Here is a 21,770-nt window from a genome sequence, read left to right on the forward strand (position 1 = left end):
ACAGCACCGGCTGATCAAGCATTGTCGCCAAGTTCCTTGCCGCATTGCTTGCAAAACTTGTCCGCTGCCCCGCAGTTCGCGCCACAGCTGGCGCAAAGGCGACCTTGACCGACAGACTTGCGATCTGTGAACAATGCAGTCAGCGAAGCCGACTGGTTCAACACCGCCATAACCAGCCAGCCAGCACAGGCCAGGATGCCCATAATGAATACCCAGTTGTAGATATTGTGCAGTGCAGCATCCATCACCGGCTTCAGCAGCAACAGCAAAACCGAGTAGGCCACTGAAACAACGATCAAACTTACAGCCGGAAGTATCAAGTGCTGCAGGAACGACCATTTTCCGGCATATTGCTGCAAAGCCATGGTGGCACGCTGACCGAGCACCCAGAACGCAACCAGTGCCGCGCCATAACCCAGGAACTGTACGATATGCGAGGCATTGAGCTTGCCGCCTATCGTGGTTTTGACGAACAAGTCCATGTTGCCGATAGCGGTCGCCAGAACAAGTGACAGCAGGATGACTGCCACATAGCGCCCGATCCAGTCCAAACCTGCACTTTTCTGATTATTCTGTTCCATTTTAATACCCTTATTTTAAGTCCAGCACATCCTGCATGTCATACAGCCCCGCCTTGTTCGCTTTAAGGAAACGCGCCGCACGTAGCGCTCCCAAAGCGAAAGTGGCTCGGCTGCTGGCCTTGTGTGTAATCTCGATACGCTCTCCTATGCCCGCATAAAGCACGGTGTGGTCGCCAACGATATCGCCACCGCGCACGGTGGCAAAACCGATGGTGGAGGGATCGCGCTCGCCGGTGATGCCTTCGCGACCATATACCGCGCACTTTTCCAGATCGCGTCCCAGAGTCCTGGCGATGACCTCCCCCATACCCAAGGCTGTGCCTGAAGGTGCATCCACCTTGTGGCGGTGATGCGCTTCGATGATCTCGATGTCGTAACCCTTGTCCAGCACGCGCGATGCAGTTTCCAGCAACTTGAACACCAGGTTCACGCCCACGCTCATGTTGGGTGCGAACATGATGCCGATATCCTGCGCTCCCTCTCCCAGTTGCGCCTTCTGTTGCGCATTGAGACCGGTCGTCCCGATCACCATGTTCACACCGAGCCTGCGGCAGATCTCCAGATGGTGCAGAGTGCCTTCGGGCCGGGTGAAGTCGATCAGCACATCCGCGCCCTTCAGAGCCGATTCGATATCGGCACTGATTTTCACTCCCTCGGCAACGACATTGCCGAGGGACGGACTGCTGCCGTGCTCCAGCGCGGCATGCAATATCAGATCGTCGGCCTGTGCCACGCATTCCAGCAGCACCTTGCCCATGCGTCCGCCGCTGCCGGCGATGGCGACTCTGATCTTATCCATGGCTCTGCTCCTGTTTGGCAGGTTCTGCGGGTATCAACGGAGTGGCATCGTCGATACGGCTCAGCAGGTCTTTATCGAAATACAGGGTGAGCCGCTGGCTCCCCATAAGCTTGCCCATCTGCTCCAGACTATAAAAATAATCCCAGCGGTTGGCATGATAGGGATCGCTGATCAGCGGCGCCCCCAGCGCCGCCTTGACTTGCGACTGTGTCATGCCGAGCTTGATCTTGGCGCGCATATCCTGAGTGACGAGATTGCCCTGACGTATCTCGAGCTTGTATAGGGCAAACGTGGGGAAATAGCTGGAAAAGTTGCTGCACGAGGCGAGCAGGGCGGAAATGAGGACGATAAAAATGCGCATTTGGGGTTCTATTTCTGTCTGACGTTCACAAAAGAGGCAGCATGATACCTCAAGCAGGAGCACCCAGAAGCTCTGCAGCATGCTTGCGCGTCGTCTCGGTGATCTTCACCCCGCCCAGCATGCGCGCGATCTCCTCGATGCGCTCGTCATCGTTCAGGACGCGGATACTGCTCAAAGTCTTGCCCGCATGCGCAGCTTTGCTGACCTGCCATTGCGCATCGGCCTGCGCAGCCACTTGCGGCAGATGTGTAACGCACATCACCTGATGTCGCTTGCCCAGCTGCTTGAGAAGGCTGCCGACGATCTCCGCCACGCGCCCGCCGATGCCGCTGTCCACTTCGTCGAAGATCAGCGTTGGAACAGCGGCGGCGCGGCTGGCCGCAACCTGGATCGCCAGGCTGATGCGCGACAGCTCGCCGCCTGAAGCGACTTTGGCCAGGCTGCGTAATGGCGAGCCCGTGTTGGCGGCAACCTGGAACTCCACTATTTCCAGCCCGTGCTCATTGCCCTCGTTCAACGGCAACAAGGCCACGGAAAACTGCCCTCCCTGCATCGCCAGCGTCTGCATGGCAGCCGTGATTTCCGCGGACATGGCTTGTGCCGCCGTGATGCGCGCTTCGCTCAATTTTCTTGCCGCTTCCAGATAGGAGTTGCGGGCGGCTTCATCCTGTTGCACCAATTCCGCCAGATCGGCATTGCCGCCCAGTTCATCCAGGCGCGCGACGATGTCTGCCAATGTTTGCGGCAACTGCTCAGGCGCCACGCGATATTTGCGTGCAGCCTCGACCACGTCCGCCATGCGCCGTTCCTGTTCGCGCAGGCGCTGCGGATCGGCATCCAGTTTTTGCTGGTAATGGCGCAAGGCGTAAACGGCCTCCTGCAATTCATTCTGTGCGCTGTCCAGCATGGTCAGGGTATCCTGCAGTCCGGCATCGAACTCCAGCCCGTTGCGCAGGCGCGCCGTCAGCGCGTTCAACTGGGCAAGGCAGGCGGTATCGGCATCGGCCAACACCTCCACTCCGAACTGGGCCGTTTCCAGCAGGTTGGCGGCATGCGACAGGCGTGCATGATCGGCTTGCAAGCTATCCCACTCGGCGCCGACAAAATTAAGCGACTCCAACTCGCGGCGCTGGAACGACAACAGCTCGCGTTCGGCCGCCACCGTTCCGGCGTTCAGTTCCAACTGCACGCGGCGGCGGTGCAACATCTGCCATGCCTTGAAACTCGACGCAACCGTTTCCACTTCCCTGTTCAGCCCTGCCTGGCTATCCAGCAGATCGCGCTGTGCATCGGTGCGCAGCAGCGACTGATGGGCATGCTGGCCGTGGATGTCGATCAGGTGTTCGCCCGCTTCGCGCAACTGTTGTACCGTGGCGCTGCGGCCGTTGATGAAGCCGCGCGAACGACCGCTGGCTTCCAGCGTGCGGCGCAGCAGACACACACCCTCGTCGCCCTCCATCTCCTGTTCGCGCAACCAGGCCTGCAGTTGCGGCATACCGGAGATGTCGAACTCGGCGGTGATGTCTGCCTTCTCGCAACCGGCGCGCACCATGCCCGCATCGCCGCGTTCGCCCAGCGCCAGGGATAAGGCGTCTATGAGTATGGACTTGCCCGCCCCGGTTTCACCGGTCAGCGCAGTGAAGCCGGCCGAGAAGTCGAGCTCGAGGGTGTCAACGATGACAAAGTCGCGAATGATGAGGTTCTTGAGCATTTACAGGGTCTGGTTCCAGAGCAGTTTTTCTCGCAGGGTCCGGTAGTAACTGTGGCCTACCGGGTGCAGCAGGCAGACCGGGGCGCTGTAACGCGAAATCACCACCCGGTCCTGTCCGTTCAGATCGAAATGGGTATGTCCGTCGAAGCGCACGCGCGCATCGATGGCGCGATGCATGGCGATCTCCAGTACGGATTCGCTCTTCAATACGATAGGCCGGTTGCTCAATGTATGCGGCGCGACCGGCACCAGCGCGATAAGATCGAGCGCCGGGTGCAGGATGGGACCGCCGGCGGACAGCGCGTAGGCGGTGGAACCGGTAGGGGTGGTGACGATCAATCCATCCGCGCGCTGATTGTAAAGATATTCGCCGTCGATCCGCACTTCGAATTCAAGCATGCTGCTGCTGTTACCACGATGCATCACCACATCGTTGAAAGCCAGGGAATCGAATACGTGTTTCCCTTCCCTCAGTACAGTAGCGCTCAACAACATGCGCTTCTCGGTCACGAATTCCCCGCGCAGCATGCCGGATATGGTCCGCTGCATGGTGTCGATGGAGATGTCGGTCAGGAATCCCAAACGCCCCTGATTGACGCCGACCAGAGGGATACCGAATGGCGCCAGCGTCCTTGCCACGTCGAGCAGGGTACCGTCGCCTCCCAGCACGATGGCCAGATCGACTTTGCCGCGCATCTGTGCCAACGCTGTCACGCCATAGGGATGAGCCAGGATGTGTTCGGCGGTGAGATTGTCCACGACCACCTTCAGCCCCATGTTCGTCAGGAAGTCGGCCAGCTTGAGCAAAGGCTCGGCGATCTCTGGCGATTTGTATTTGCCGATCAGTGCAACAGTTTGGAAGTGGGATTTCATGATGGCGGATTAAACCATAGGCGGGATTCAATGACAAAGCGGCAATGATAGAATACAAGCCATGTTAAACGACCGTGCACAAGTCCTGCTCAAGACCCTGGTGGAACGCTATATCAGCGACGGCCAGCCCGTGGGTTCGCGTGCCCTGCAACAGTTTTCCGGCCTGGAAGTCAGCCCCGCCACCATCCGCAACGTGATGGTCGACCTGGAAACGATGGGATTGGTCTCCAGTCCTCACACGTCTGCCGGGCGCGTCCCAACCGCGCTGGGCTACCGTTTGTTCATCGATACGCTCATGGTGGTACAGCCACTCTCCGAAGCGCGCGTCTTGCAACTGGAAAGCCAGTTGCAGCCAGCCAACCCTACCCGGCTGCTGACCCAGGCATCCAATCTGTTGTCCGAACTCACCCAGTTCGCCGGAGTGGTTGCCACGCCCAGGCGTGCCAGCATCACCGTGCGCCAGATCGAATTCCTGCGTTTGTCGGAGAAGCGCGTGCTGCTGATCATTGTGATGCCGGACGGCGAGGTCGAGAATCGCGTGCTGGTGACGCACAAGGATTACGGCCAGACCCAGCTGACCGAGGCAGGCAACTTCCTGAGCCAGCACTATGCCAACCTCCCATTCGGCGACATCCACCAGCGCGTACAAAATGAACTGCGCCAGCTGCAGCACGACATGACCGCCCTGATGAGTGCGGCAATGGCTGCCAGCGACGAGGCAATCTCACGCAAAAGCGAGGATTACGTCATCAGTGGCGAGCGCAACCTGCTGCATATCAACGACCTGGCCACAAACATGAACCAGCTTCGTAATCTGTTCAACGTGTTCGAGCAGAAGACCGAGTTGCTGCAACTGCTGGATGCAGGCCGCCACGCTCCGGGCGTACATATTTTTGTGGGCAACGAATCAGGGCTGATCGGGCTGGATGAATGCAGCGTGATCAGCGCGCCCTATACGGCCGATGGACAGATCATCGGCACGCTCGCCGTGGTGGGACCCAAGCGCATGAACTATGAGCGCGTGATTCCCATCGTTGACATCACCGCCAAACTATTGAGCAACGCGCTCTCACAACATTGAACCCACGATGGCCTATCTGACTGAACCAAGCTATACCCACGATACACCCCAAAAAACCGGCATCCTGCTGGTCAATCTCGGCACGCCCGATGCGCCCACACCGCAGGCTGTCCGTACCTATCTCAAGGAATTTCTCAGCGACCCGCGCGTGGTGGAAATCCCCAAAGCGATCTGGTGGCTCATCCTCAACGGCATCATCCTCAACACCCGCCCCAGAAAGTCTGCGGCCAAATATGCCGCTGTCTGGATGAAGGAAGGCTCGCCGCTGCGCGTCCATACCGAAAAGCAAACTGTGCTGCTGCAGGGCTATCTGAGCCAGCGCACAAAGGCACCGCTCGTGGTGGAGTTCGCGATGCGCTACGGCAACCCTTCGATACCCTCAGTGCTGCGCAAATTGAAAGAGCAGAACTGCCAGCGCATCCTCGTCGTGCCGATGTATCCGCAATACGCCGCCAGCACCACCGCAACCGCCAACGACATCGTATTCGATGAATTGCAGCATATGCGCAATACCCCCGCCCTGCGCACCATCAAGCATTTCCACGACAACGTCGGCTACATCAGGACATTGGCAAACAACATACAAGACTATTGGGCGAAAAACGGCACACCGGAGAAACTGCTGATGAGCTTCCACGGACTGCCTCAATTCACGCTGGACAAAGGCGACCCTTACCACTGCGAGTGCCGGAAAACCGGCCGCCTGCTCGCGCAGGAACTGGGTTTAAAGCCGGATCAGTACGCCATCAGCTTCCAGTCCCGTTTCGGCAAGGCGGAATGGCTAAAGCCCTACACCACGGCGACGCTGAAGGAATGGGGCGCCCTGCAGACCATGCGGGTGGATGTGGTGTGCCCCGGTTTCGTGGCCGACTGCCTGGAGACGCTTGAAGAGATCGCCATGGAAGGCAAGGAAGATTTCCAGCATGCGGGCGGGGGCGAATACCACTACATCCCTTGCCTCAACGAGCGCAACGACTGGATACACGCACTGACCGACTTGGTGATGGAAAACCTGCAAGGCTGGCTGGACGAACCGAAGGCTGACGAACTGAAGCTAAGCCTCCAGCGGGCACAGGCTGCAGGAGCGAAGCTCTGATCCGCATGTACCGGCGATGAGCGGACGCGATCTGCCTCGCCGCCGTATCGCTTCAGCCTGCCAGAAATTTACAGTTTGATGAAGTGCTCGCGGTAATGTTTCATCTCGGCGATGGACTCATAGATGTCCGCCAGCGCCTCGTGCTTGCCGTGTTTCTTGATCCCGCTCGCCACTTCCGGCTTCCAGCGTTTCGCCAACTCTTTCAGCGTGCTCACATCCAGATTACGGTAGTGGAAATAATCCTCCAGCTTCGGCATCCAGCGCGCAAGGAAGCGGCGGTCCTGGCAGATGGAGTTGCCGCACATCGGTGAGGTACGCGTCGGTACATGCTCTTTGAGAAATTCGATCATCTGCGCTTCCACCATCGCGTCGTCGAGCGTTGAGGCCCTGACCTTGTCGATGAGTCCGGATTTGCCGTGTGTGGACTTGTTCCAGTTATCCATGCCGTCGAGCACGCTGTCGGGCTGGTGCACAACCAGCACAGGCGCTTCGGCCACGGTATTCAGATCGCCATCGGTCACCACCAGCGCCACTTCGATGATGCGGTCCGTATCGGGCAATAGCCCCGTCATCTCCATGTCTATCCAGACGAGGTTGTTTTGATTTTGTGCCATAATTCACCACAGTTATTAATTCGAAGTCCGGCGCATTGTCGCACAGCCGCGCCACTCAATCCAACGACCATGACCGCAACCCAATTCACTACCCTGTTTTTATTCGCGCTGGCCGCGAATGTCGTCATCAAATTCTGGCTGGCCTACCGCCAGCTCGTTCATGTCGCCGCGCATCGTGCCGAAGTCCCCGCCGCCTTCCACGACAAGATCGAACTTGCCGCACACCAGAAGGCCGCCGACTATACCCGCGCCCTGGTCCATCTCGACATGCTGACCATCCTGTTCGAAAGCTTGCTGTTGCTCGCTTTCACGCTCGGCGGCGGTATACAGTGGCTATACACCTGGACATCCGGCATTTTCAGCGGCCCGCTGATACAGGGTACTGCCCTGATTGTTGCGGTATTGCTGCTGCAATCCATACTGGAGTCGCCGTTCGATCTGTATCGCACTTTCAACATCGAGGCCCGCTTCGGCTTCAACAAGATGACGCTCAAACTCTATCTGCTGGATACGCTCAAAAACCTGCTGCTCGGCGCCGCGCTCGGCCTGCCGCTGCTGCTCGGCGTATTGTGGCTGATGGAACGCATGGGCGAACTCTGGTGGCTCTATGTATGGGGCGTATGGGTGGTATTCAGCCTGTTGATTCAGTTCATCTACCCGACGTATATCGCGCCGCTGTTCAACGACTTCGAGCCGCTGCAGGACGAAACGCAGAAAGCGCGCATCAAGGCGCTGCTCGACAAGTGCGGCTTCGCCGCCAGCGGCCTGTTTGTGATGGACGGCAGCAAGCGCAGTTCCCACGGCAACGCCTATTTCTCCGGATTTGGCAAAACCAAGCGCATCGTGTTCTTCGACACATTGCTTGAACGCCTCGCTCCCAATGAGATCGACGCCGTGCTGGCACATGAACTCGGGCATTTCAAGCTTCACCACATACTAAAACGTTACATTCTCATCTTCGTCGTCAGCCTCGGCTTTCTCTGGTTGCTGGCGCAATTGCTGCATGCACACTGGTTCTTCCAGGGTCTCGGCATCGCAAGCGAATCCACCGCGCTGGCTTTGCTGCTGTTCTTCATGGCATTGCCGGTATTCACTTTTTTGCTGCATCCCATCGCCTCGGCCTATTCGCGCAAGCACGAATTCGAGGCCGATGCCTACGCCGCCCAGCAGACCGACGCCAAGGAACTCGTCAACGCACTGGTCAAGCTTTATCAGGACAATGCCAAGACACTGACACCCGATTCGCTGTATGCCATTTTTTACGAATCCCATCCACCCGCACCGATACGCATCGCGCATCTGCAAGAAATTGGAGCCCGAAAATGAAGAAGTATGTATTCCTGCTGTTATTCGCCGCCAGTACCGCACATGCCGATCCGTTCGCCACAGGCAATGCAGCAAACGGCAAAAAACTGTTCGCAAAATATGAGTGCGACAGTTGCCACAAAGGCAAGGTGGGCGGCGACGGAAGTGCCATTTTCACCCGCCCCGATCGCATCGTGCGCACTGTCGACCAACTCGTCCCGCGTATCAAATTCTGCTCCGGCGTGGTGGGTGCCAACCTTTCCGCCCAGGAAGAGCAGGACCTTGCAGCACATCTGAACCAGAACTACTACCACTTCAAGTGAGGCAAACATGACTACAGCCTGTGATCTGACCAACAAACAATGCAAACCCTGCGAGGGCGGTGTGCCGCCGCTGAGCCAGGATGAAGCAAAGAACCTGCTCAAACAACTCGACGGCTGGGAACTGCACGACAGCCGCATCAGCAAGACCTTCGAGTTCAAGAACTATTATCAGGTGATTGCCTTCGTCAACGCGGTGGCCTGGATGACGCACCGCGAAGACCATCACCCCGACATGACGGTCGGCTACAACAAGTGCCGCGTGGAATATTCCACCCACGCCATCGGCGGCTTGTCCGAGAACGACTTCATCTGCGCCGCGAAAGTGGAAGCGCTGTTCACGATTTGAAGCTGCAAGGGCTGGTCATCGCCGCCTATGGGCGTCACTATCTGGCAGAGCTGCCCGGCGGTGAGATACTTGAATGCGTACCGCGCGGCAAAAAGAGCGACGTCGCTTGCGGTGACACAGTGGAGATCGAGCGCACCAGCGCCAGCCAGGCGGTCATCGACAGCATCGCTCCGCGTTCCACTTTGTTGTATCGATCCGATGCCTACAAGCAGAAGATCATCGCTGCCAATGTCACCCAGATCATTGTCGTCGTCGCCACCGAACCCTCTTTCAACGATGAATTGCTGGCGCGCTGCCTGATTGCCGCGCATGACCAGAGCATTGAAACACTCATCGTGCTGAACAAGTGCGATCTGCCGCAAATCGAAGCAGCACGCGCACAACTCGCTCCCTACGGGAAAATCGGCTACCGCGTGCTGGAGCTCTCCGCGAAGCAGGATGTAGCGCCGCTATTGCCTTATTTGCAGGGCCACACCAGCGTACTGGTCGGTCAGTCCGGCATGGGGAAATCCACCCTCATCAACGCGCTGATCCCCGATGCGCTTGCCGCGACGCGCGAGATATCCACGGTCCTCGATTCCGGCAAGCACACTACCACCCATGCGCGGCTGTATCATCTGAATGCCAACAGTCGCATGATCGATTGTCCCGGCGTGCAGTTATTCGGCCTGCATCACCTGGATTTTGCCGCGATAGAAAGAAGTTTCCCCGAGTTTTTGCCCTACCTCGGCCAGTGCCGTTTCGCCAATTGCAGCCACTCGCACGAGCCGGACTGCGCGATACGCAAGGCAACGGAAGAAGGAAAAATCGATCTGCGGAGACTGAAGCTGTTTCAACAGATAACGGCACACTAAATTCAGGGACACCCTGGCTGATCGCCGTTATCAAGGAGTGCTACAGTGCTGTGCACTCTTACCCACGCGTCCCTGGTAACAACTGCAAGCCAGTCGAAGCAATCCACTAATTCGAAAAAAAAGTCCTGACTTGCGTCAGGACCCAAATAACATTGCGTAATGGAGTAAAGATAATCGCTAATCGATTATTACTTGGAGTCTCCGGTAAAGAAAATCATGAAACACAAAATGATGAATGGCGACAGTACCAGCGGCAAAAAGATCATGGATGAAGACACGATTGAACCCCCCAATTAGTTAAGAGAAATTTGCGCATACCACAGCAGTATTTTTACTGCTCCGATTGAAAACCATGAGTCTTTGTGACCGTGGCAAAGCAAATCGTGTGGCAAGGAAATAGTCGCATTGGTTGACTGATTACGTCAAGAATAATTATCAAAAAATAATCCATATAATCAACAATGAATAAGGGATTAATGTTAATTTTGAGTAAAATTCCGGGCTGGAATCGATGGCAATCGGCAGGGGATCAGCGATTTGAGGAATTCGATGCAGCAACTTAGGTCCGGCGAGCGCTTGCTTGGGTAACTGCCAGATTTCAACCCAGCAGATTCGCGACCGTCAGCAAAAGCAGCATGAACAGCCAGAATACCAATGCACGCCATACCAGCCCGACCGCACTTTGCATGAAGTCGGCATCAGCCTCATCCCCGATACCCAGCTCAGGTCGAAATTCAGGTTGTTGATCCTGGACGATGGTTTGCCCCAGCCTGACGCCGAGTGCGCCGGCACCGCTGGCGAGAAGGATGCCAGTTTCAGGGTCGGGCCAGTTTTGTGCCTGGTTGCGCCAGCAGTAAGCAGTATCCTCAAAATTGCCGACGATGGCGAAGGTGCTGGCGGTGAGGCGTAGCGGCAGCCATTCCATAATGTGATACGCCTGCCTGGCGAACACGCCGTAATTCCCGAAGTCCGCTTCATCCTGCGTGCCCCAGCGCTTGTACAGGAACAATGCCAAACGATACAGGATCGCACCTATCGGCCCCAATCCCAGCATCATGAAGACGACGAACCAGAATACGACGCCGAATACATTGCGGTGCGAAGCCAGCAAGGCTTGCTCTATGGTCACACGGGCGACTTCTTCGTAATTTAATTCTTCACATGACTTTCCCAGCCATTCTCCGAGCAGCGTGCGCGCCTTGTCCAATTGTTTTTCCCGCAAGGCCACATGAATGTCGGTGAAATAGTGGCTGAATTGGCGAAATCCCATCGTGAGGTAGAGCACCAGCACACTGAACGCCCAGGCGAAGACCGGATGCACCCTCAGCAAAAGAAAATGCACTGAAGTAACCAGTATCAAAGGCAGGCCCACAGCAAGTATCCAGGCAATGCGTCCATGCTTGGCCTCACCCGCGTTGAAATTGCGCTGGAAGAAATTCACATAGCCGGCAAGCCAGTTGTAGAGGTATTTGCGGGATGAAAGCGGGTGCAGCTGTTCCAATAACAAAGCGGCGATCAGAGAGAGCAGGCTCATGGCTTAAACGGGACATCTAACTCGAATAGGGAGAAAGATACCACAAGCGCAGAACCTGCCGCACCTCGGACTACGCGATCATGCCTGCCGCCACCGTGTTATTGGTCGCCTCGTCGATGACGATGAAGCTGCCCGTCGCCCGGTCTATCCCGTAACTGTCGAACACCAGCGGCTGCTGAACCCTGAGCGCTACGCGCGCAATGTCGTTCATGTTCAGCTTGTCGGCAGCATGCTGCTCCAGCGTATTCACATCCACGCGAAAGTCGAGGCGCGAGAACAGGCACTTCGCCGTGCGCGTAGTGTGCTTGACCAGATACTTGCGGTTACGGTCCAGCGGCGCTTCCGACAGCCAGCACAACATCGCCTCGAATTCCTTGTCCACCTTGGGCGGATGCGCGCTGGTGCGCACAAACATGTCGCCACGCGAAATATCGATTTCGTCGTCCAGCGTGATGGTCACGGACTGCGGCGCGAAGGCGGTTTGCAACTTGCCGTCGTAAGTCACGATCTCCTTGACCCTGGTAGAGCGGCCCGACGGCAGGATCGTCACTTCATCGCCAACCGACACGTCCCCTGCTTCGATGCGGCCCATGAAGCCGCGGAAATCATGATGTTCCTCAGTCTGCGGGCGGCACACCCATTGCACAGGAAAGCGAAAATCGCTGGTATTCACATCGTGGTCGATCTCGACTTTCTCCAGCAATTCCAGCAAGGCCGGTCCCTTGTACCACTCCAGGCTATCCCCGCGATCCACCACCATGTCGCCGTTCAGCGCGGACATCGGGATGCAGGTCACGTCATGCAGATGCAATTGCGCGGCGAATTTCTTGTACTCGGCAACAATCTCGTCGAAGCGTGCCTGCGAATAATCCACCATGTCCATCTTGTTCACGGCCAGCACGACATGCGGCACGCCGACCAGGCTGGCAAGATAGGTATGGCGTCGCGTCTGCACCAATACGCCTTTGCGTGCGTCGATCAGGATGACAACCAGATTTGCGGTGGAAGCCGCCGTCACCATGTTGCGCGTGTACTGTTCATGTCCCGGCGTATCGCCGATGATGAATTTGCGTTTGGGCGTGGCGAAATAGCGATAGGCCACGTCGATGGTGATGCCCTGCTCGCGCTCGGCCTGCAGACCGTCGGTCAGCAACGACAGATCGACTGCCGCCATGCCGCGCTTTTCACTGGTTCTGGAGATTGCCGCGAACTGATCCTCGAAGATGGATTTCGAGTCGTGCAGCAAACGGCCGATCAGCGTGCTTTTGCCGTCGTCCACGCTGCCGGCGGTGATAAAACGTAACAGTTGTGTCGTATTGTTCATGATCAAAAATATCCTTCTTTCTTGCGCAGTTCCATGGATGCCTCGGAAGTCTGGTCATCCATGCGGGTCGCGCCGCGCTCCGTTATGCGTGTGGTCGCGGTCTCTTCGATGATCTCGTCCACCGTGCGTGCCACTGATTCGACCGGGGCGGTACAGGTCATGTCGCCCACGGTGCGAAAACGCACCGAGAGCACTTCCACTTTTTCGCCTGGCTTTGGTTGCACCAGATGCGATACCGGAATGACTGAAGCACCGCGACGAATCACTTCGCGTTCATGTGCAAAGTAGATATTGGGAATGTGCAGCTTCTCGCGGCCGATATATTCCCAGATGTCCATTTCGGTCCAGTTGCTGATCGGGAACACGCGGATGTTCTCGCCTGCATGCACACGGGTGTTGTAGGTATCCCACAGCTCCGGCCGCTGGTTCTTCGGGTCCCACTGCCCGAACTCGTCGCGAAAGGAAAAGATGCGCTCCTTGGCTCGCGCCTTTTCCTCGTCGCGCCGCGCACCGCCCATGCAGGCGTCGAAGCCGAACTCGGCGATGGTCTCCAACAGTGTCACCGACTGGTACGGATTGCGCGGTTTATCCGGGTCCTTGATGACGATGGAGCCGCGCCTGATGGAGTCCTCCAGCGAGCGCACGATGAGACGCTCGCCCAGATCGCGCGCCAGTTTGTCGCGGCACGCTATCACTTCAGGGAAGTTGTGCTCGGTATCGATATGCACCAGCGGGAAGGGAAATTTCGCCGGACGGAACGCCTTTTCTGCCAGACGCAGCATCACGATGGAATCCTTGCCGCCCGAGAACAGCAGCGCCGGATTCCGGCATTCGGCCGCGACCTCGCGCATGATGTGGATGGATTCGCTCTCCAGCGCATCCAGGTGGGTGAAGGTGTGTTTGTTCACGATATTTTCAATCAGTTTCATTTTTTGACCCCACAACTATGCGGAGACCTCCTGTTTCATATTGGCCTGTGACGCAATCTCGATGATGCGTTCACGACTCGCCTGCAGCGAAGTGCCTCGTACTCCAGAACCGTGCGCCACCTTTGAACCCTGGCTGACATGCAAGCCGCACTCCTTGTTTTCGGGGTTTTCCCACCACCAGCGTCCTGCACGGATATCTTCGCCCGGCGTGACGGAGCGTGTGCAGGGAGCGCAGCCCAAACTGGGATAGAACTGGTCGTGCAGCTTGTTGTACGGCACATCGTATAGCCGGATGTATGCCCACACGTCCTTGTTCGACCATTCCAGCAACGGGTTGAATTTCTGCAAGCCGTTGTCGGTGTCAAAGGAAGTAACCTCCAGCGTGCCTCTCGTCACCGCCTGATCGCGGCGCATGCCGGTGATCCATGCCCCTTTGCCTGCGAGCGCACGGCGCAACGGTTCCACTTTGCGCGCAAAACAGCATCCCTTGCGATTCTCGACACTGTCATAGAATCCGTTGATGCCATGCTGCGCGACATAATCCTCCACCAGTGCGCTATTCGGAAAGTAGACCTGCAGGGGAATCGTGTACTGCTGCCCAACTTCCTGTATCAAGTCATAGGTCTCTTTCGGCAGGCGCCCGGTATCCAGGCTGAACATCTGGATGTCCGGTCGATGCCTGGCAATAAGGTCGGTCAGCACCATATCTTCCGCCCCCAGGCTGTTGGCAAAGGCCACCGGTGCAAATTCGCTGGCAGCCTGATGCAGCACCGCGATGGCGTCGGCGATCTTGTTGTCCAGTTCGATCCTGTTATCGGTACTCATTTTGGCAATGCCTCCTTCAAATCCAGTTGCCCGTCTTTCTCGGTCGCGAATGCCGCCACCTTGACCGTCCACGCATCCACTTTTGCACTGGCTAGCGCAAGCGCGTCGTTGTCGATATCGACACTGCCCGCCAGTTCAAGAGCTGCATGTGCAAACTCGCCAGCAATCTCTTCCGGTGCCAGCAGATTAAGCTGTGCGGAGAGTTGCGCCAGATCATCCTGGCGCGCACCACCCAGCAGCTGTGCCACACCGGAACCGAGCAAGCGCAGGATGGACTCGTTGCACTGCGCCGCCTCGCTGTATTTGCGCTGGAATACCAGCGCATTGCGGTATTCGCGTTCGTGCGCGGCTTCAAAGAAATTCGCACCGATCAGCACCTGCGATGCACCCGCGCACTCGCCGCCACCCAGTTGCAGCACGCGGAAATCAGCCTTGTCGCCGTAATCTCGCATCACGCTTTCGAGCTGTTCAGCCTTTACCTCGGCCAGGTCGGCCAGCAGTTCCTTGAAGTAATCCGGCTGCTGCGCGCGCGCCCACACGAAGAAACTGCTCTCGCCGCTGGCCAGATGTGCCGCCTGCACGCGTTCGATGGCCTGTTTGACTCGCGCCACCGGCAACGATGGCCCCTTCAATGCCAGCGCACCGCCCGCGGTGCCCTTCCCGGCAAAGTACATCTGGTAGTGCGGCACCAGTTTGCCGTGCATGCGCTTGCCTTCGCCGTAGATGCCGATATCGCCCGTCTCCGGCTGCGCACAACCGTTATGGCAGCCGGATACGCGGATGTTCAGGTCGGCCTTGCCGCCGGACAGCAACGGGCCCAGCACCGTGCTGGAAGTAATACCCAGGCGGCAGGTCGATGTGCCAGGGCAGGCCACCACGTTGTCGCCGACCTTCGGCTCGGACAGGCCGAGAGCCGCGATGCCGCTACGCAATGCCGCCACTTTCTCCTGCGGCACGTTGAACACCGCAAGGTTCTGGTCCTGCGAAGTGTGTATCTCGCTCAGCCCCTGCGCCTGCAGCAAGGCAGCCAGGCCGCGCAGCTGGTCCGCCTTCACGTCGCCGATGGGCAACGCGATGGGGAACACGAACAACCCGGCCTGGCGTTGCGCAAAGAGCTTGCGCGGTGCGCCTTGCCCCGGCGCTTCATTGCCGGTCGGCGTGCGCCATTCTCCTTGCGGATAAGGTTGATCGGCCAAAGCCTGTTTGGTGCGTACAAACTCTTCGCGGTATTTCTCCACGAAGCCTTCCGCGCCGAAACGCTCGACCAGGAACTTGATGCGCGACTTCGCCCGCTTGGTGCGGTCGGAATACCTGTTGTGCAGCGACACCAATGCTTCCATGGCAAACATCAACTCGCTCTCGGAAATGAACTCCTCGACCACGATGGACTCGCGCGGCTTGTGCCCCAGCCCGCCGCCGGCCCTGATCCTGAAGCCGGGCTGGCCGTCCTTGCTCACCGCAATAACGCCGCAATCGTGCAGCAGCGATTGCGCGCAATCGGTTTCGCAACCGGAGAACGAAATCTTGAATTTGCGCGGCAATTGCTGATTGAGCGGGTTGCGCAGGAAGTGCACGGTGGCACCCTCCAGATGCCTGTTCACGTCCACGTGCTCTTTCGGGCATACGCCGGCCAAGGGGCAGGCCGTCATATTGCGGATGGTATTGCCGCAAGCCTCGCGCGAGGTCATGCCGGCCTTGGCCAGACGACGCATCGCCGACGGCATTTTTATCAAAGGAATGTAATGAATCTGGATGCTCTGGCGCGTGGTCACATGCGCGATCTGGTGCTGCGAGAATTCTTCCGCGATATCGGCCAGTGCCTCCAGTTGCACGGCGTTCAAGCGTCCCCCGGCACCTTGATGCGCAGCATGTTCACGCCCTGCTGGCGTTGGCCATATACGCCCTGCTGCAACCGTATCGCAGTAAAGCGGTCGGGGTCGATATCGCCCGCGTTGAAAATGGTGATTGCCTCTTCGAAGCGATCGATCTCTTCGGAATCGGACAGGTTGCGTGTATTCAAGCTCATATATATTCCTTTCAATTCAAAACAAGTCGGGTACCGATGATCAACAGCATCGCTGCCAGGATCGGGCGCAAGAAATTCTCCGGGACCTTTGCGCTCAGATGGCTGCCGATATAGATGCCGGGCAATGAACCCAGCAGCAGACTGCCCAGCAGCATGAAATCGACCGTACCCAGCGCCATGTGCCCTATTCCCGCAACTGCTGTGAGCGGCACTGCATGGGCAATATCCGTTCCCACCACCTTGGCCGCGGCCATGCGCGGATACAGGAACAGCAGCGCCACCGTACCGAGTACGCCGGCGCCGATTGAAGAGATGGCAACCAATGAGCCGACGACGAAACCGGTCGCGACGGTCGCTGCAGACAGATGACGGTGGTGCAGTTCATATACCGTGCCGTCGTTGCGCTGTGCAATCTTCTTGATACTGTCTTTTAGCAACAGCGCAGCGGCAGTCAGCAGTAAAGCGACGCTCAGTACGCCGGTCACCAGACTGCGCAAGGTCTTCTCATCCAGCGCGAGGTATTTCAGCAGGGCAATGGTGATCAATGCTGCAGGCAAGCTGCCCAGGGACAGCAGGCCCAGGACTTTCCAATCCACCGTGCCGTTACGGCTATGTACCCAGCCACCCAGCGTTTTGGTCAGCGCGGCATACAGCAGATCGGTGCCGACCGCCGTCGCGGGCGTGACGCCGAAGAACAGCACCAGCAAGGGGGTCATCAACGACCCGCCACCGACCCCGGTTACCCCGACGACCAGCCCGACCAGAAAGCCGGAAATTGTGAATAGCCAATCCATTTGATTTGCACCGCGCCCGTATCCTTGATATGGGACGCATTCTAGGTGGGCCTCTTTATATTGCTAAATACTTTTATGTTAATATCTTATAACCTATTGCCATATACGGAATCGCCCATGAACCTGCAACAACTGCGTTACATGAACGAGATCGTGCGTTGCGGCCTGAATATCTCGGACGCCGCCAATGCGCTGTATACATCGCAGCCCGGGGTGAGCAAACAGATCAAGCTGCTGGAAGAAGAGTTGGGAATCGATATCTTCGTGCGCAACGGCAAGCGCATCGTCGCGATCACCGATCCGGGCAAGGCGGTGCTTGAAATCGCCCAACGCGTATTGCACGAAACGGAGAATCTGAAACAGGTCGGGCAGGAGTTTCGCACCCAGGATAGCGGCAGCCTGACAGTGGCCACCACCCACACGCAGGCACGTTATGCCTTGCCGAATGTGGTCAAGGAATTCACGAAGAGCTACCCCGGCGTAAAGCTCGGTTTGCACCAGGGCAGTCCGACCCAGATCGCCGAGCAGGTTTTGAGCGGTGAGGTAGACATTGGCATCGCCACCGAGAGCCTGGCCTTATACGACGAGCTCATCACCCTGCCCTGCTACGAATGGCACCACTGCGTGGTCGTACCGCCCAAACATCCCTTGTTGCTGGAAAAACGCCTGACGCTGAAAAAGCTGGCGCAATATTCCATCATCACCTACGACTTCGCTTTCACCGGCCGCAACAAGATCAATCAGGCATTCAAGGAATCCGGTATCGAACCCAATATTGCGCTTACCGCCATCGACGCCGATGTGATCAAAACTTATGTGGAATTGGGACTGGGCGTCGGCATCGTGGCGCAGATGGCCTTCATTCCGGACCGGGACAGGCACCTGCGCATGATCGACGCCGGACACCTGTTCCAGCCCAGCACCACACGCATCGCGATTCGCAAAAACCAATACCTGAGGGGCTTCGGCTATCATTTCATCGAACTGTTCGCACCGCACCTAACACGCGATGTGGTATCGGCAGCATTGCATCTGACGACTTAGGGAGGTGCAGATTTAATCCGTTCGCCCTGAGCCTGTCGAAGGGCTCTTGAATTAACTCACTGAATCGATTTAATCCTCCATTCATGGTTCGACAAGCTCACCACGAACGGAGGATTAAATCAGCGCTTCCTTAGCAGAATTCAGAGGTTGCTGAACGGCTAATAACGACTGGCCGGATCACGCCGAAATGCTCATTCGCCGGATCGTTTGAGCACGATATCCCGATAGAACCGGTAGGTATTTTTCCCGCTTTGCTTCGCAAGGTACATAGCCTCATCTGCTTGCTTCACGAGGTTTACAGGATTATCGGAATCTTCAGGGAACAGCGAAATGCCGATACTGGCTCCCACGTGACATGCCTGCCCCTTTAAGTCGAATGGCTTCGACAGGACAGCGATTATTTTATCGGCCACTTGCGCGGCATTGTCATCTGTTCCGATACTGTCCAGCACGATGATGAATTCGTCCCCTCCCACCCGCGCTACCGTATCAGAATCCCTGATAGTCTTCTTCAACCTTATGGAAACACCCTTTAGCAACAGGTCACCCGCATCGTGCCCCAGTGTATCGTTGATCCGTTTGAATCCATCGAGATCGAGAAACAGGACGGCAGCTTTGTTCTTGTTCCGTTTGGCCAGGGCAACCGAATGGTTGAGGACATCCAGCAACATTGCCCTGTTCGGCAGGTCGGTCAGGTAATCGTAGTGCGCCAGGTGCGCGATTTTTTTCTCGGCCCGTTTCCGTTCGGTTATATCCCTGAGGATACCGATAAAGTAGCGATGTCCACCCAACACCATTTCGGAAACGGACAGTTCCATGGGAAACTCATCACCGTTCTTCCGGACGGCCATCACTTCGCGCCCTCGTACGCCAAGTATCCGGGGCCGGCCCGTCTGTAAATACCGGTTTAAATGGCTGCCGTGCGCACTTCGATCCGGCTCCGGCATCAGCTTGCTCAGATTCATTCCGATCGCTTCCTGCTGCGAATAGCCGAAAATAGCCTCCGCTGCCGGATTGAATCCTTGAATTTCTCCAGACTCATTGATCGTAATGATGCCGTCCATGACATTGTGAATGATGGATTGCAACTGATTCTGGCTTTTCTCCAGATCGCCTTTTATCTGCTTCAGGTTCGTGACCATCTGCCAGAACAACTTGACCTCGGGTCCGCTGGCCACCCTTCTGTCGCCAAAAACCTTGAACGCCTCTTCGGCGATCGAATCGTCGTGCGACAGGTTGTACACGATGCAGTCCGGGTAGTCCTTGCAGGCCTGCAGCGCCTCGGCAGCGCCTGTATAGATTGGAATCCCGTGTTTTTTTGCCAGCTGGATCCCGGGAGCTTCAGGATTCGTATCTGTTATGGCTATAACTTTGACCAGGCTGTCTTCAAGAAACATTTCAAGCAGTGCGGAGCCTCCCCGTCCGGCGCCAATGATCAAGACCGGATATCCCTGGGTTCTTTGTATAGCCATGCTCACTCCCGTTCTAACCTAATATGGAAAGAAATTTTCTTATATTTATGTTGATTCTTGCATACCGGGCGGGCAACCGACCATTCAGCCGTCGACTGGTGAAACAAACTACATGGCTCCCCGCCTGGAAAAGTCCTTGAGCCGGAAACCCAGTGCAAACAGCACGGCAAAGTACACCACAACGCCCAGCACCACCAGCCATGAGAGGTGAATGATGCGTGTCCAGCCGTGGCTGGTAAGCCAGTGTTGTTCGCTGCCCATGCCGAACCAGAGCGTCAATGCCAGTGCGATCAAGGCAATACACAGCTTGAAGAAGAATTCCCCCCAACCAGGCTCGGGCTGATATATGCCGCGTTTGCGCAGCAAATAGAACAGGATGGCGGAATTAAAGCAGGCGCCGAGACCAATAGAAAGCGCCAGCCCTGCCTGGTGTAATTCCAGCCCGAATATAAACAGCAAATTCATCAGTTGCGTGGCAATCAGCGTGGCGATGCCGATTTTGACCGGCGTCCTGATGTCTTGTCGCGCATAAAATCCGGGGGCGAGAATCTTCACTGCGATGATACCGATGAGGCCGATACTGTAACCAATCAATGCGTGACTCGTCTTCATCACATCGGTGTCAAGGAATGCGCCATGCTGAAAGAAGGTCGCCAACAAGGGTACGGCAATAAGGCCCAATGCCAAGGCGGCGGGTAGCGTGAGCATAAAGACAAGCCGTAATCCCCAATCCAGCAATTTGGAGTATTCCGCCGGGCTGTTGTCAGCATAGTGTTTGGAAAGCGAAGGTAGCAGGATAGTACCGAGCGCAGCCCCCAATAAGCCCGAGGGGAATTCCATTAAACGGTCCGCGTAATACAGCCAGGACACGCTGCCTGTCCCCAGCGACGAAGCGAAGACCGTATTGATGATGAGACTGATCTGGGCGATGGAAACGCCGAACACCGCCGGCCCCATTTTCCTGAAAACACGCCGCATGCCTTCGTCCTTCAGGCTAAAACGGAAGCTTGGCAGCATGCCGATCCGTTTCAGGAACGGGATTTGGAAAGCCAACTGTATAAAGCCCGCAATAAACCACGCCCATGCCAAGCCCACAATAGGTTGCTCAAAGTTCGGCGCGATCCACAACGCCCCGCCAATCAAGCAGACATTCAACAGAATAGGCGCAACAGCAGGCACCCAGAACTTGTTGTAGGTATTAAGTATGCCGGCCGCCACCGATACCAGCGAAATGAAGAAAATATAGGGCGAAGTAATGCGCAACAGATGCACAGTGAGATTGAATTTTTCCACGTCCTTCACGAAGCTCGGCGCAGTGGTTAAATAGATGATAAGAGGCGCTGCAACGATGCCGATCAGTGTCACCACAAACAGCGCCAGCGCCAGCAGGGTCGTGACATGGTCCACCAGCAGCTTGGTATCGTCATGCCCCCGCCGCTTATTGTATTCGCCGAAGATCGGCACAAAAGCTTGCGAGAATGCTCCCTCGGCAAACAGGCGACGCAACATATTGGGCAAGCGGGTGGCAATAATGTATGCATCGTTCGCCATGCCGGCACCAAAGATGCGCGCAATCAAAATATCGCGCACAAAGGCCAGGATGCGCGAAACAAGGGTCAGACTGCTGACCGCAGCAAGGGCTTTAAGCAGGTTCATCGAGTCTTCAGGATATTTTCCACGCCTTGAATGACGGAGTCGGCAAGGTCGGAAGAACGATCGTGACTATCTGGCAATTTGGACTTCCCGATCCTTAAAATGGGCGCAATTGTAGCATCGCCCTATTGCACGACCGAACCATCCGGCGGAAAAGCCGGTTTAAGTCCACCATCCCTGTTGAGATATCGAACGATGGGATTAAGCCAGTCAGCATGTTGTAAG

22 protein-coding genes are annotated in these 21,770 nt (G+C 56.8%); 7 read left to right on the plus strand and 15 right to left on the minus strand.

Features of this window, described 5'->3' with window-relative positions; all coding sequences use genetic code 11:
• Nucleotides 1-14 precede the first annotated feature (14 nt).
• Genes QOY30_RS11660 through QOY30_RS11680 form a run of 5 tightly spaced genes read right to left on the minus strand, consistent with a single transcriptional unit; the run spans nucleotide 15 to nucleotide 4,325 of the window.
• Nucleotides 15-581 (minus strand): hypothetical protein, encoded by a 567-nt coding sequence (locus tag QOY30_RS11660; RefSeq protein WP_283744793.1) that lies wholly within the window; start codon nucleotides 579-581, stop codon nucleotides 15-17.
• A gap of 10 nt (nucleotides 582-591) precedes the next feature.
• Nucleotides 592-1,380, minus strand: a complete 789-nt coding sequence (dapB, locus tag QOY30_RS11665; protein ID WP_283744794.1) for a 4-hydroxy-tetrahydrodipicolinate reductase — start codon at nucleotides 1,378-1,380, stop codon at nucleotides 592-594.
• Complete coding sequence (locus QOY30_RS11670) at nucleotides 1,373-1,741, minus strand: outer membrane protein assembly factor BamE (protein ID WP_283744795.1); 369 nt, start codon at nucleotides 1,739-1,741, stop codon at nucleotides 1,373-1,375. The genes dapB and QOY30_RS11670 overlap by 8 nt, the downstream gene beginning before the upstream one ends.
• Before the next feature lie 49 nt (nucleotides 1,742-1,790).
• Entirely contained in the window at nucleotides 1,791-3,452 is a 1,662-nt protein-coding gene (gene recN, locus QOY30_RS11675; RefSeq protein ID WP_283744796.1) for a DNA repair protein RecN, read from the minus strand.
• Complete coding sequence (locus QOY30_RS11680) at nucleotides 3,453-4,325, minus strand: NAD kinase (RefSeq protein WP_283744797.1); 873 nt, start codon at nucleotides 4,323-4,325, stop codon at nucleotides 3,453-3,455.
• Nucleotides 4,326-4,386: 61 nt separating this feature from the next.
• Between QOY30_RS11680 and hrcA the strand changes: the two genes are divergently transcribed.
• The gene (hrcA, locus tag QOY30_RS11685; RefSeq protein WP_283744798.1) at nucleotides 4,387-5,406 is read left to right on the plus strand and encodes a heat-inducible transcriptional repressor HrcA; all 1,020 of its coding nucleotides are present in this window, start codon (nucleotides 4,387-4,389) and stop codon (nucleotides 5,404-5,406) included.
• A gap of 7 nt (nucleotides 5,407-5,413) precedes the next feature.
• Entirely contained in the window at nucleotides 5,414-6,502 is a 1,089-nt protein-coding gene (gene hemH, locus QOY30_RS11690) for a ferrochelatase (protein ID WP_283744799.1), read from the plus strand.
• A gap of 68 nt (nucleotides 6,503-6,570) precedes the next feature.
• On the opposite strand, the gene orn is transcribed toward hemH, so the two are convergent.
• On the minus strand, nucleotides 6,571-7,116 hold the full coding sequence (gene orn, locus QOY30_RS11695) for an oligoribonuclease (RefSeq protein WP_283744800.1): 546 nt from the start codon (nucleotides 7,114-7,116) through the stop codon (nucleotides 6,571-6,573).
• 69 nt (nucleotides 7,117-7,185) lie between these two features.
• Here orn and QOY30_RS11700 point away from each other — a divergent pair, with 69 nt between their 5' ends.
• The 4 genes from QOY30_RS11700 to rsgA are packed head-to-tail and all read left to right on the plus strand — an operon-like array spanning nucleotide 7,186 to nucleotide 9,944.
• Nucleotides 7,186-8,442 (plus strand): M48 family metallopeptidase, encoded by a 1,257-nt coding sequence (locus tag QOY30_RS11700; RefSeq protein ID WP_283744801.1) that lies wholly within the window; start codon nucleotides 7,186-7,188, stop codon nucleotides 8,440-8,442.
• Nucleotides 8,439-8,744, plus strand: a complete 306-nt coding sequence (locus QOY30_RS11705) for a c-type cytochrome (RefSeq protein ID WP_283744802.1) — start codon at nucleotides 8,439-8,441, stop codon at nucleotides 8,742-8,744. The genes QOY30_RS11700 and QOY30_RS11705 overlap by 4 nt, the downstream gene beginning before the upstream one ends.
• Nucleotides 8,745-8,751: 7 nt before the next feature.
• Entirely contained in the window at nucleotides 8,752-9,090 is a 339-nt protein-coding gene (locus QOY30_RS11710) for a 4a-hydroxytetrahydrobiopterin dehydratase (RefSeq protein WP_283744803.1), read from the plus strand.
• On the plus strand, nucleotides 9,087-9,944 hold the full coding sequence (rsgA, locus tag QOY30_RS11715) for a ribosome small subunit-dependent GTPase A (protein WP_283744804.1): 858 nt from the start codon (nucleotides 9,087-9,089) through the stop codon (nucleotides 9,942-9,944). The genes QOY30_RS11710 and rsgA overlap by 4 nt, the downstream gene beginning before the upstream one ends.
• A 598-nt stretch (nucleotides 9,945-10,542) precedes the next feature.
• Here rsgA and QOY30_RS11720 read toward each other — a convergent pair.
• From QOY30_RS11720 to QOY30_RS11750, 7 genes are all read right to left on the minus strand, one after another.
• Complete coding sequence (locus QOY30_RS11720; RefSeq protein WP_283744805.1) at nucleotides 10,543-11,478, minus strand: CobD/CbiB family protein; 936 nt, start codon at nucleotides 11,476-11,478, stop codon at nucleotides 10,543-10,545.
• A 70-nt stretch (nucleotides 11,479-11,548) separates the two neighbouring features.
• Nucleotides 11,549-12,802, minus strand: coding sequence for a sulfate adenylyltransferase subunit CysN (cysN, locus tag QOY30_RS11725; protein WP_283744806.1), 1,254 nt, complete (start codon nucleotides 12,800-12,802; stop codon nucleotides 11,549-11,551).
• Between the two features lie 2 nt (nucleotides 12,803-12,804).
• Nucleotides 12,805-13,731, minus strand: coding sequence for a sulfate adenylyltransferase subunit CysD (gene cysD, locus QOY30_RS11730; RefSeq protein WP_283744807.1), 927 nt, complete (start codon nucleotides 13,729-13,731; stop codon nucleotides 12,805-12,807).
• 15 nt (nucleotides 13,732-13,746) lie between these two features.
• Complete coding sequence (locus tag QOY30_RS11735) at nucleotides 13,747-14,556, minus strand: phosphoadenylyl-sulfate reductase (protein ID WP_283744808.1); 810 nt, start codon at nucleotides 14,554-14,556, stop codon at nucleotides 13,747-13,749.
• Complete coding sequence (locus QOY30_RS11740; RefSeq protein ID WP_283746060.1) at nucleotides 14,553-16,388, minus strand: nitrite/sulfite reductase; 1,836 nt, start codon at nucleotides 16,386-16,388, stop codon at nucleotides 14,553-14,555. The genes QOY30_RS11735 and QOY30_RS11740 overlap by 4 nt, the downstream gene beginning before the upstream one ends.
• Nucleotides 16,389-16,393: 5 nt before the next feature.
• Nucleotides 16,394-16,582 carry a hypothetical protein gene (locus tag QOY30_RS11745; protein ID WP_283744809.1) on the minus strand — a complete coding sequence of 63 codons (189 nt, stop codon included), beginning with the start codon at nucleotides 16,580-16,582 and terminating at the stop codon, nucleotides 16,394-16,396.
• Nucleotides 16,583-16,593: 11 nt separating this feature from the next.
• Nucleotides 16,594-17,376 carry a sulfite exporter TauE/SafE family protein gene (locus QOY30_RS11750; protein ID WP_283744810.1) on the minus strand — a complete coding sequence of 261 codons (783 nt, stop codon included), beginning with the start codon at nucleotides 17,374-17,376 and terminating at the stop codon, nucleotides 16,594-16,596.
• A gap of 117 nt (nucleotides 17,377-17,493) precedes the next feature.
• Here QOY30_RS11750 and cysB point away from each other — a divergent pair, with 117 nt between their 5' ends.
• Nucleotides 17,494-18,420, plus strand: coding sequence for an HTH-type transcriptional regulator CysB (gene cysB / locus QOY30_RS11755; protein ID WP_283744811.1), 927 nt, complete (start codon nucleotides 17,494-17,496; stop codon nucleotides 18,418-18,420).
• Nucleotides 18,421-18,611: 191 nt separating this feature from the next.
• Here the strand turns inward: cysB and QOY30_RS11760 are convergent, their stop codons facing one another.
• Nucleotides 18,612-19,892 (minus strand): diguanylate cyclase domain-containing protein, encoded by a 1,281-nt coding sequence (locus tag QOY30_RS11760; RefSeq protein ID WP_283744812.1) that lies wholly within the window; start codon nucleotides 19,890-19,892, stop codon nucleotides 18,612-18,614.
• A gap of 108 nt (nucleotides 19,893-20,000) precedes the next feature.
• Nucleotides 20,001-21,548: a murein biosynthesis integral membrane protein MurJ gene (gene murJ / locus QOY30_RS11765; RefSeq protein WP_283744813.1), complete on the minus strand. Its 1,548-nt coding sequence runs from the start codon at nucleotides 21,546-21,548 to the stop codon at nucleotides 20,001-20,003.
• Nucleotides 21,549-21,770: the final 222 nt, after the last annotated feature.

Origin of the sequence: Sideroxydans sp. CL21, assembly GCF_902459525.1 — a bacterium.
GTDB lineage: Bacteria > Pseudomonadota > Gammaproteobacteria > Burkholderiales > Gallionellaceae > Sideroxyarcus.

What these genes read in the sequence shown, in the direction of transcription:
- cysD (WP_283744807.1), bottom strand. Translation starts at nt 13,731, where the DNA reads ATGAAACTGATTGAAAATATCGTGAACAAACACACCTTCACCCACCTG.
- QOY30_RS11745 (WP_283744809.1), bottom strand. Translation starts at nt 16,582, where the DNA reads ATGAGCTTGAATACACGCAACCTGTCCGATTCCGAAGAGATCGATCGC.
- cysB (WP_283744811.1), top strand. Translation starts at nt 17,494, where the DNA reads ATGAACCTGCAACAACTGCGTTACATGAACGAGATCGTGCGTTGCGGC.
- hemH (WP_283744799.1), top strand. Translation starts at nt 5,414, where the DNA reads ATGGCCTATCTGACTGAACCAAGCTATACCCACGATACACCCCAAAAA.
- hrcA (WP_283744798.1), top strand. Translation starts at nt 4,387, where the DNA reads ATGTTAAACGACCGTGCACAAGTCCTGCTCAAGACCCTGGTGGAACGC.
- QOY30_RS11680 (WP_283744797.1), bottom strand. Translation starts at nt 4,325, where the DNA reads ATGAAATCCCACTTCCAAACTGTTGCACTGATCGGCAAATACAAATCG.
- QOY30_RS11760 (WP_283744812.1), bottom strand. Translation starts at nt 19,892, where the DNA reads ATGGCTATACAAAGAACCCAGGGATATCCGGTCTTGATCATTGGCGCC.
- QOY30_RS11705 (WP_283744802.1), top strand. Translation starts at nt 8,439, where the DNA reads ATGAAGAAGTATGTATTCCTGCTGTTATTCGCCGCCAGTACCGCACAT.
- dapB (WP_283744794.1), bottom strand. Translation starts at nt 1,380, where the DNA reads ATGGATAAGATCAGAGTCGCCATCGCCGGCAGCGGCGGACGCATGGGC.
- QOY30_RS11710 (WP_283744803.1), top strand. Translation starts at nt 8,752, where the DNA reads ATGACTACAGCCTGTGATCTGACCAACAAACAATGCAAACCCTGCGAG.
- QOY30_RS11670 (WP_283744795.1), bottom strand. Translation starts at nt 1,741, where the DNA reads ATGCGCATTTTTATCGTCCTCATTTCCGCCCTGCTCGCCTCGTGCAGC.
- QOY30_RS11660 (WP_283744793.1), bottom strand. Translation starts at nt 581, where the DNA reads ATGGAACAGAATAATCAGAAAAGTGCAGGTTTGGACTGGATCGGGCGC.
- QOY30_RS11720 (WP_283744805.1), bottom strand. Translation starts at nt 11,478, where the DNA reads ATGAGCCTGCTCTCTCTGATCGCCGCTTTGTTATTGGAACAGCTGCAC.
- murJ (WP_283744813.1), bottom strand. Translation starts at nt 21,548, where the DNA reads ATGAACCTGCTTAAAGCCCTTGCTGCGGTCAGCAGTCTGACCCTTGTT.
- cysN (WP_283744806.1), bottom strand. Translation starts at nt 12,802, where the DNA reads ATGAACAATACGACACAACTGTTACGTTTTATCACCGCCGGCAGCGTG.
- QOY30_RS11700 (WP_283744801.1), top strand. Translation starts at nt 7,186, where the DNA reads ATGACCGCAACCCAATTCACTACCCTGTTTTTATTCGCGCTGGCCGCG.
- recN (WP_283744796.1), bottom strand. Translation starts at nt 3,452, where the DNA reads ATGCTCAAGAACCTCATCATTCGCGACTTTGTCATCGTTGACACCCTC.
- QOY30_RS11750 (WP_283744810.1), bottom strand. Translation starts at nt 17,376, where the DNA reads ATGGATTGGCTATTCACAATTTCCGGCTTTCTGGTCGGGCTGGTCGTC.
- orn (WP_283744800.1), bottom strand. Translation starts at nt 7,116, where the DNA reads ATGGCACAAAATCAAAACAACCTCGTCTGGATAGACATGGAGATGACG.
- QOY30_RS11735 (WP_283744808.1), bottom strand. Translation starts at nt 14,556, where the DNA reads ATGAGTACCGATAACAGGATCGAACTGGACAACAAGATCGCCGACGCC.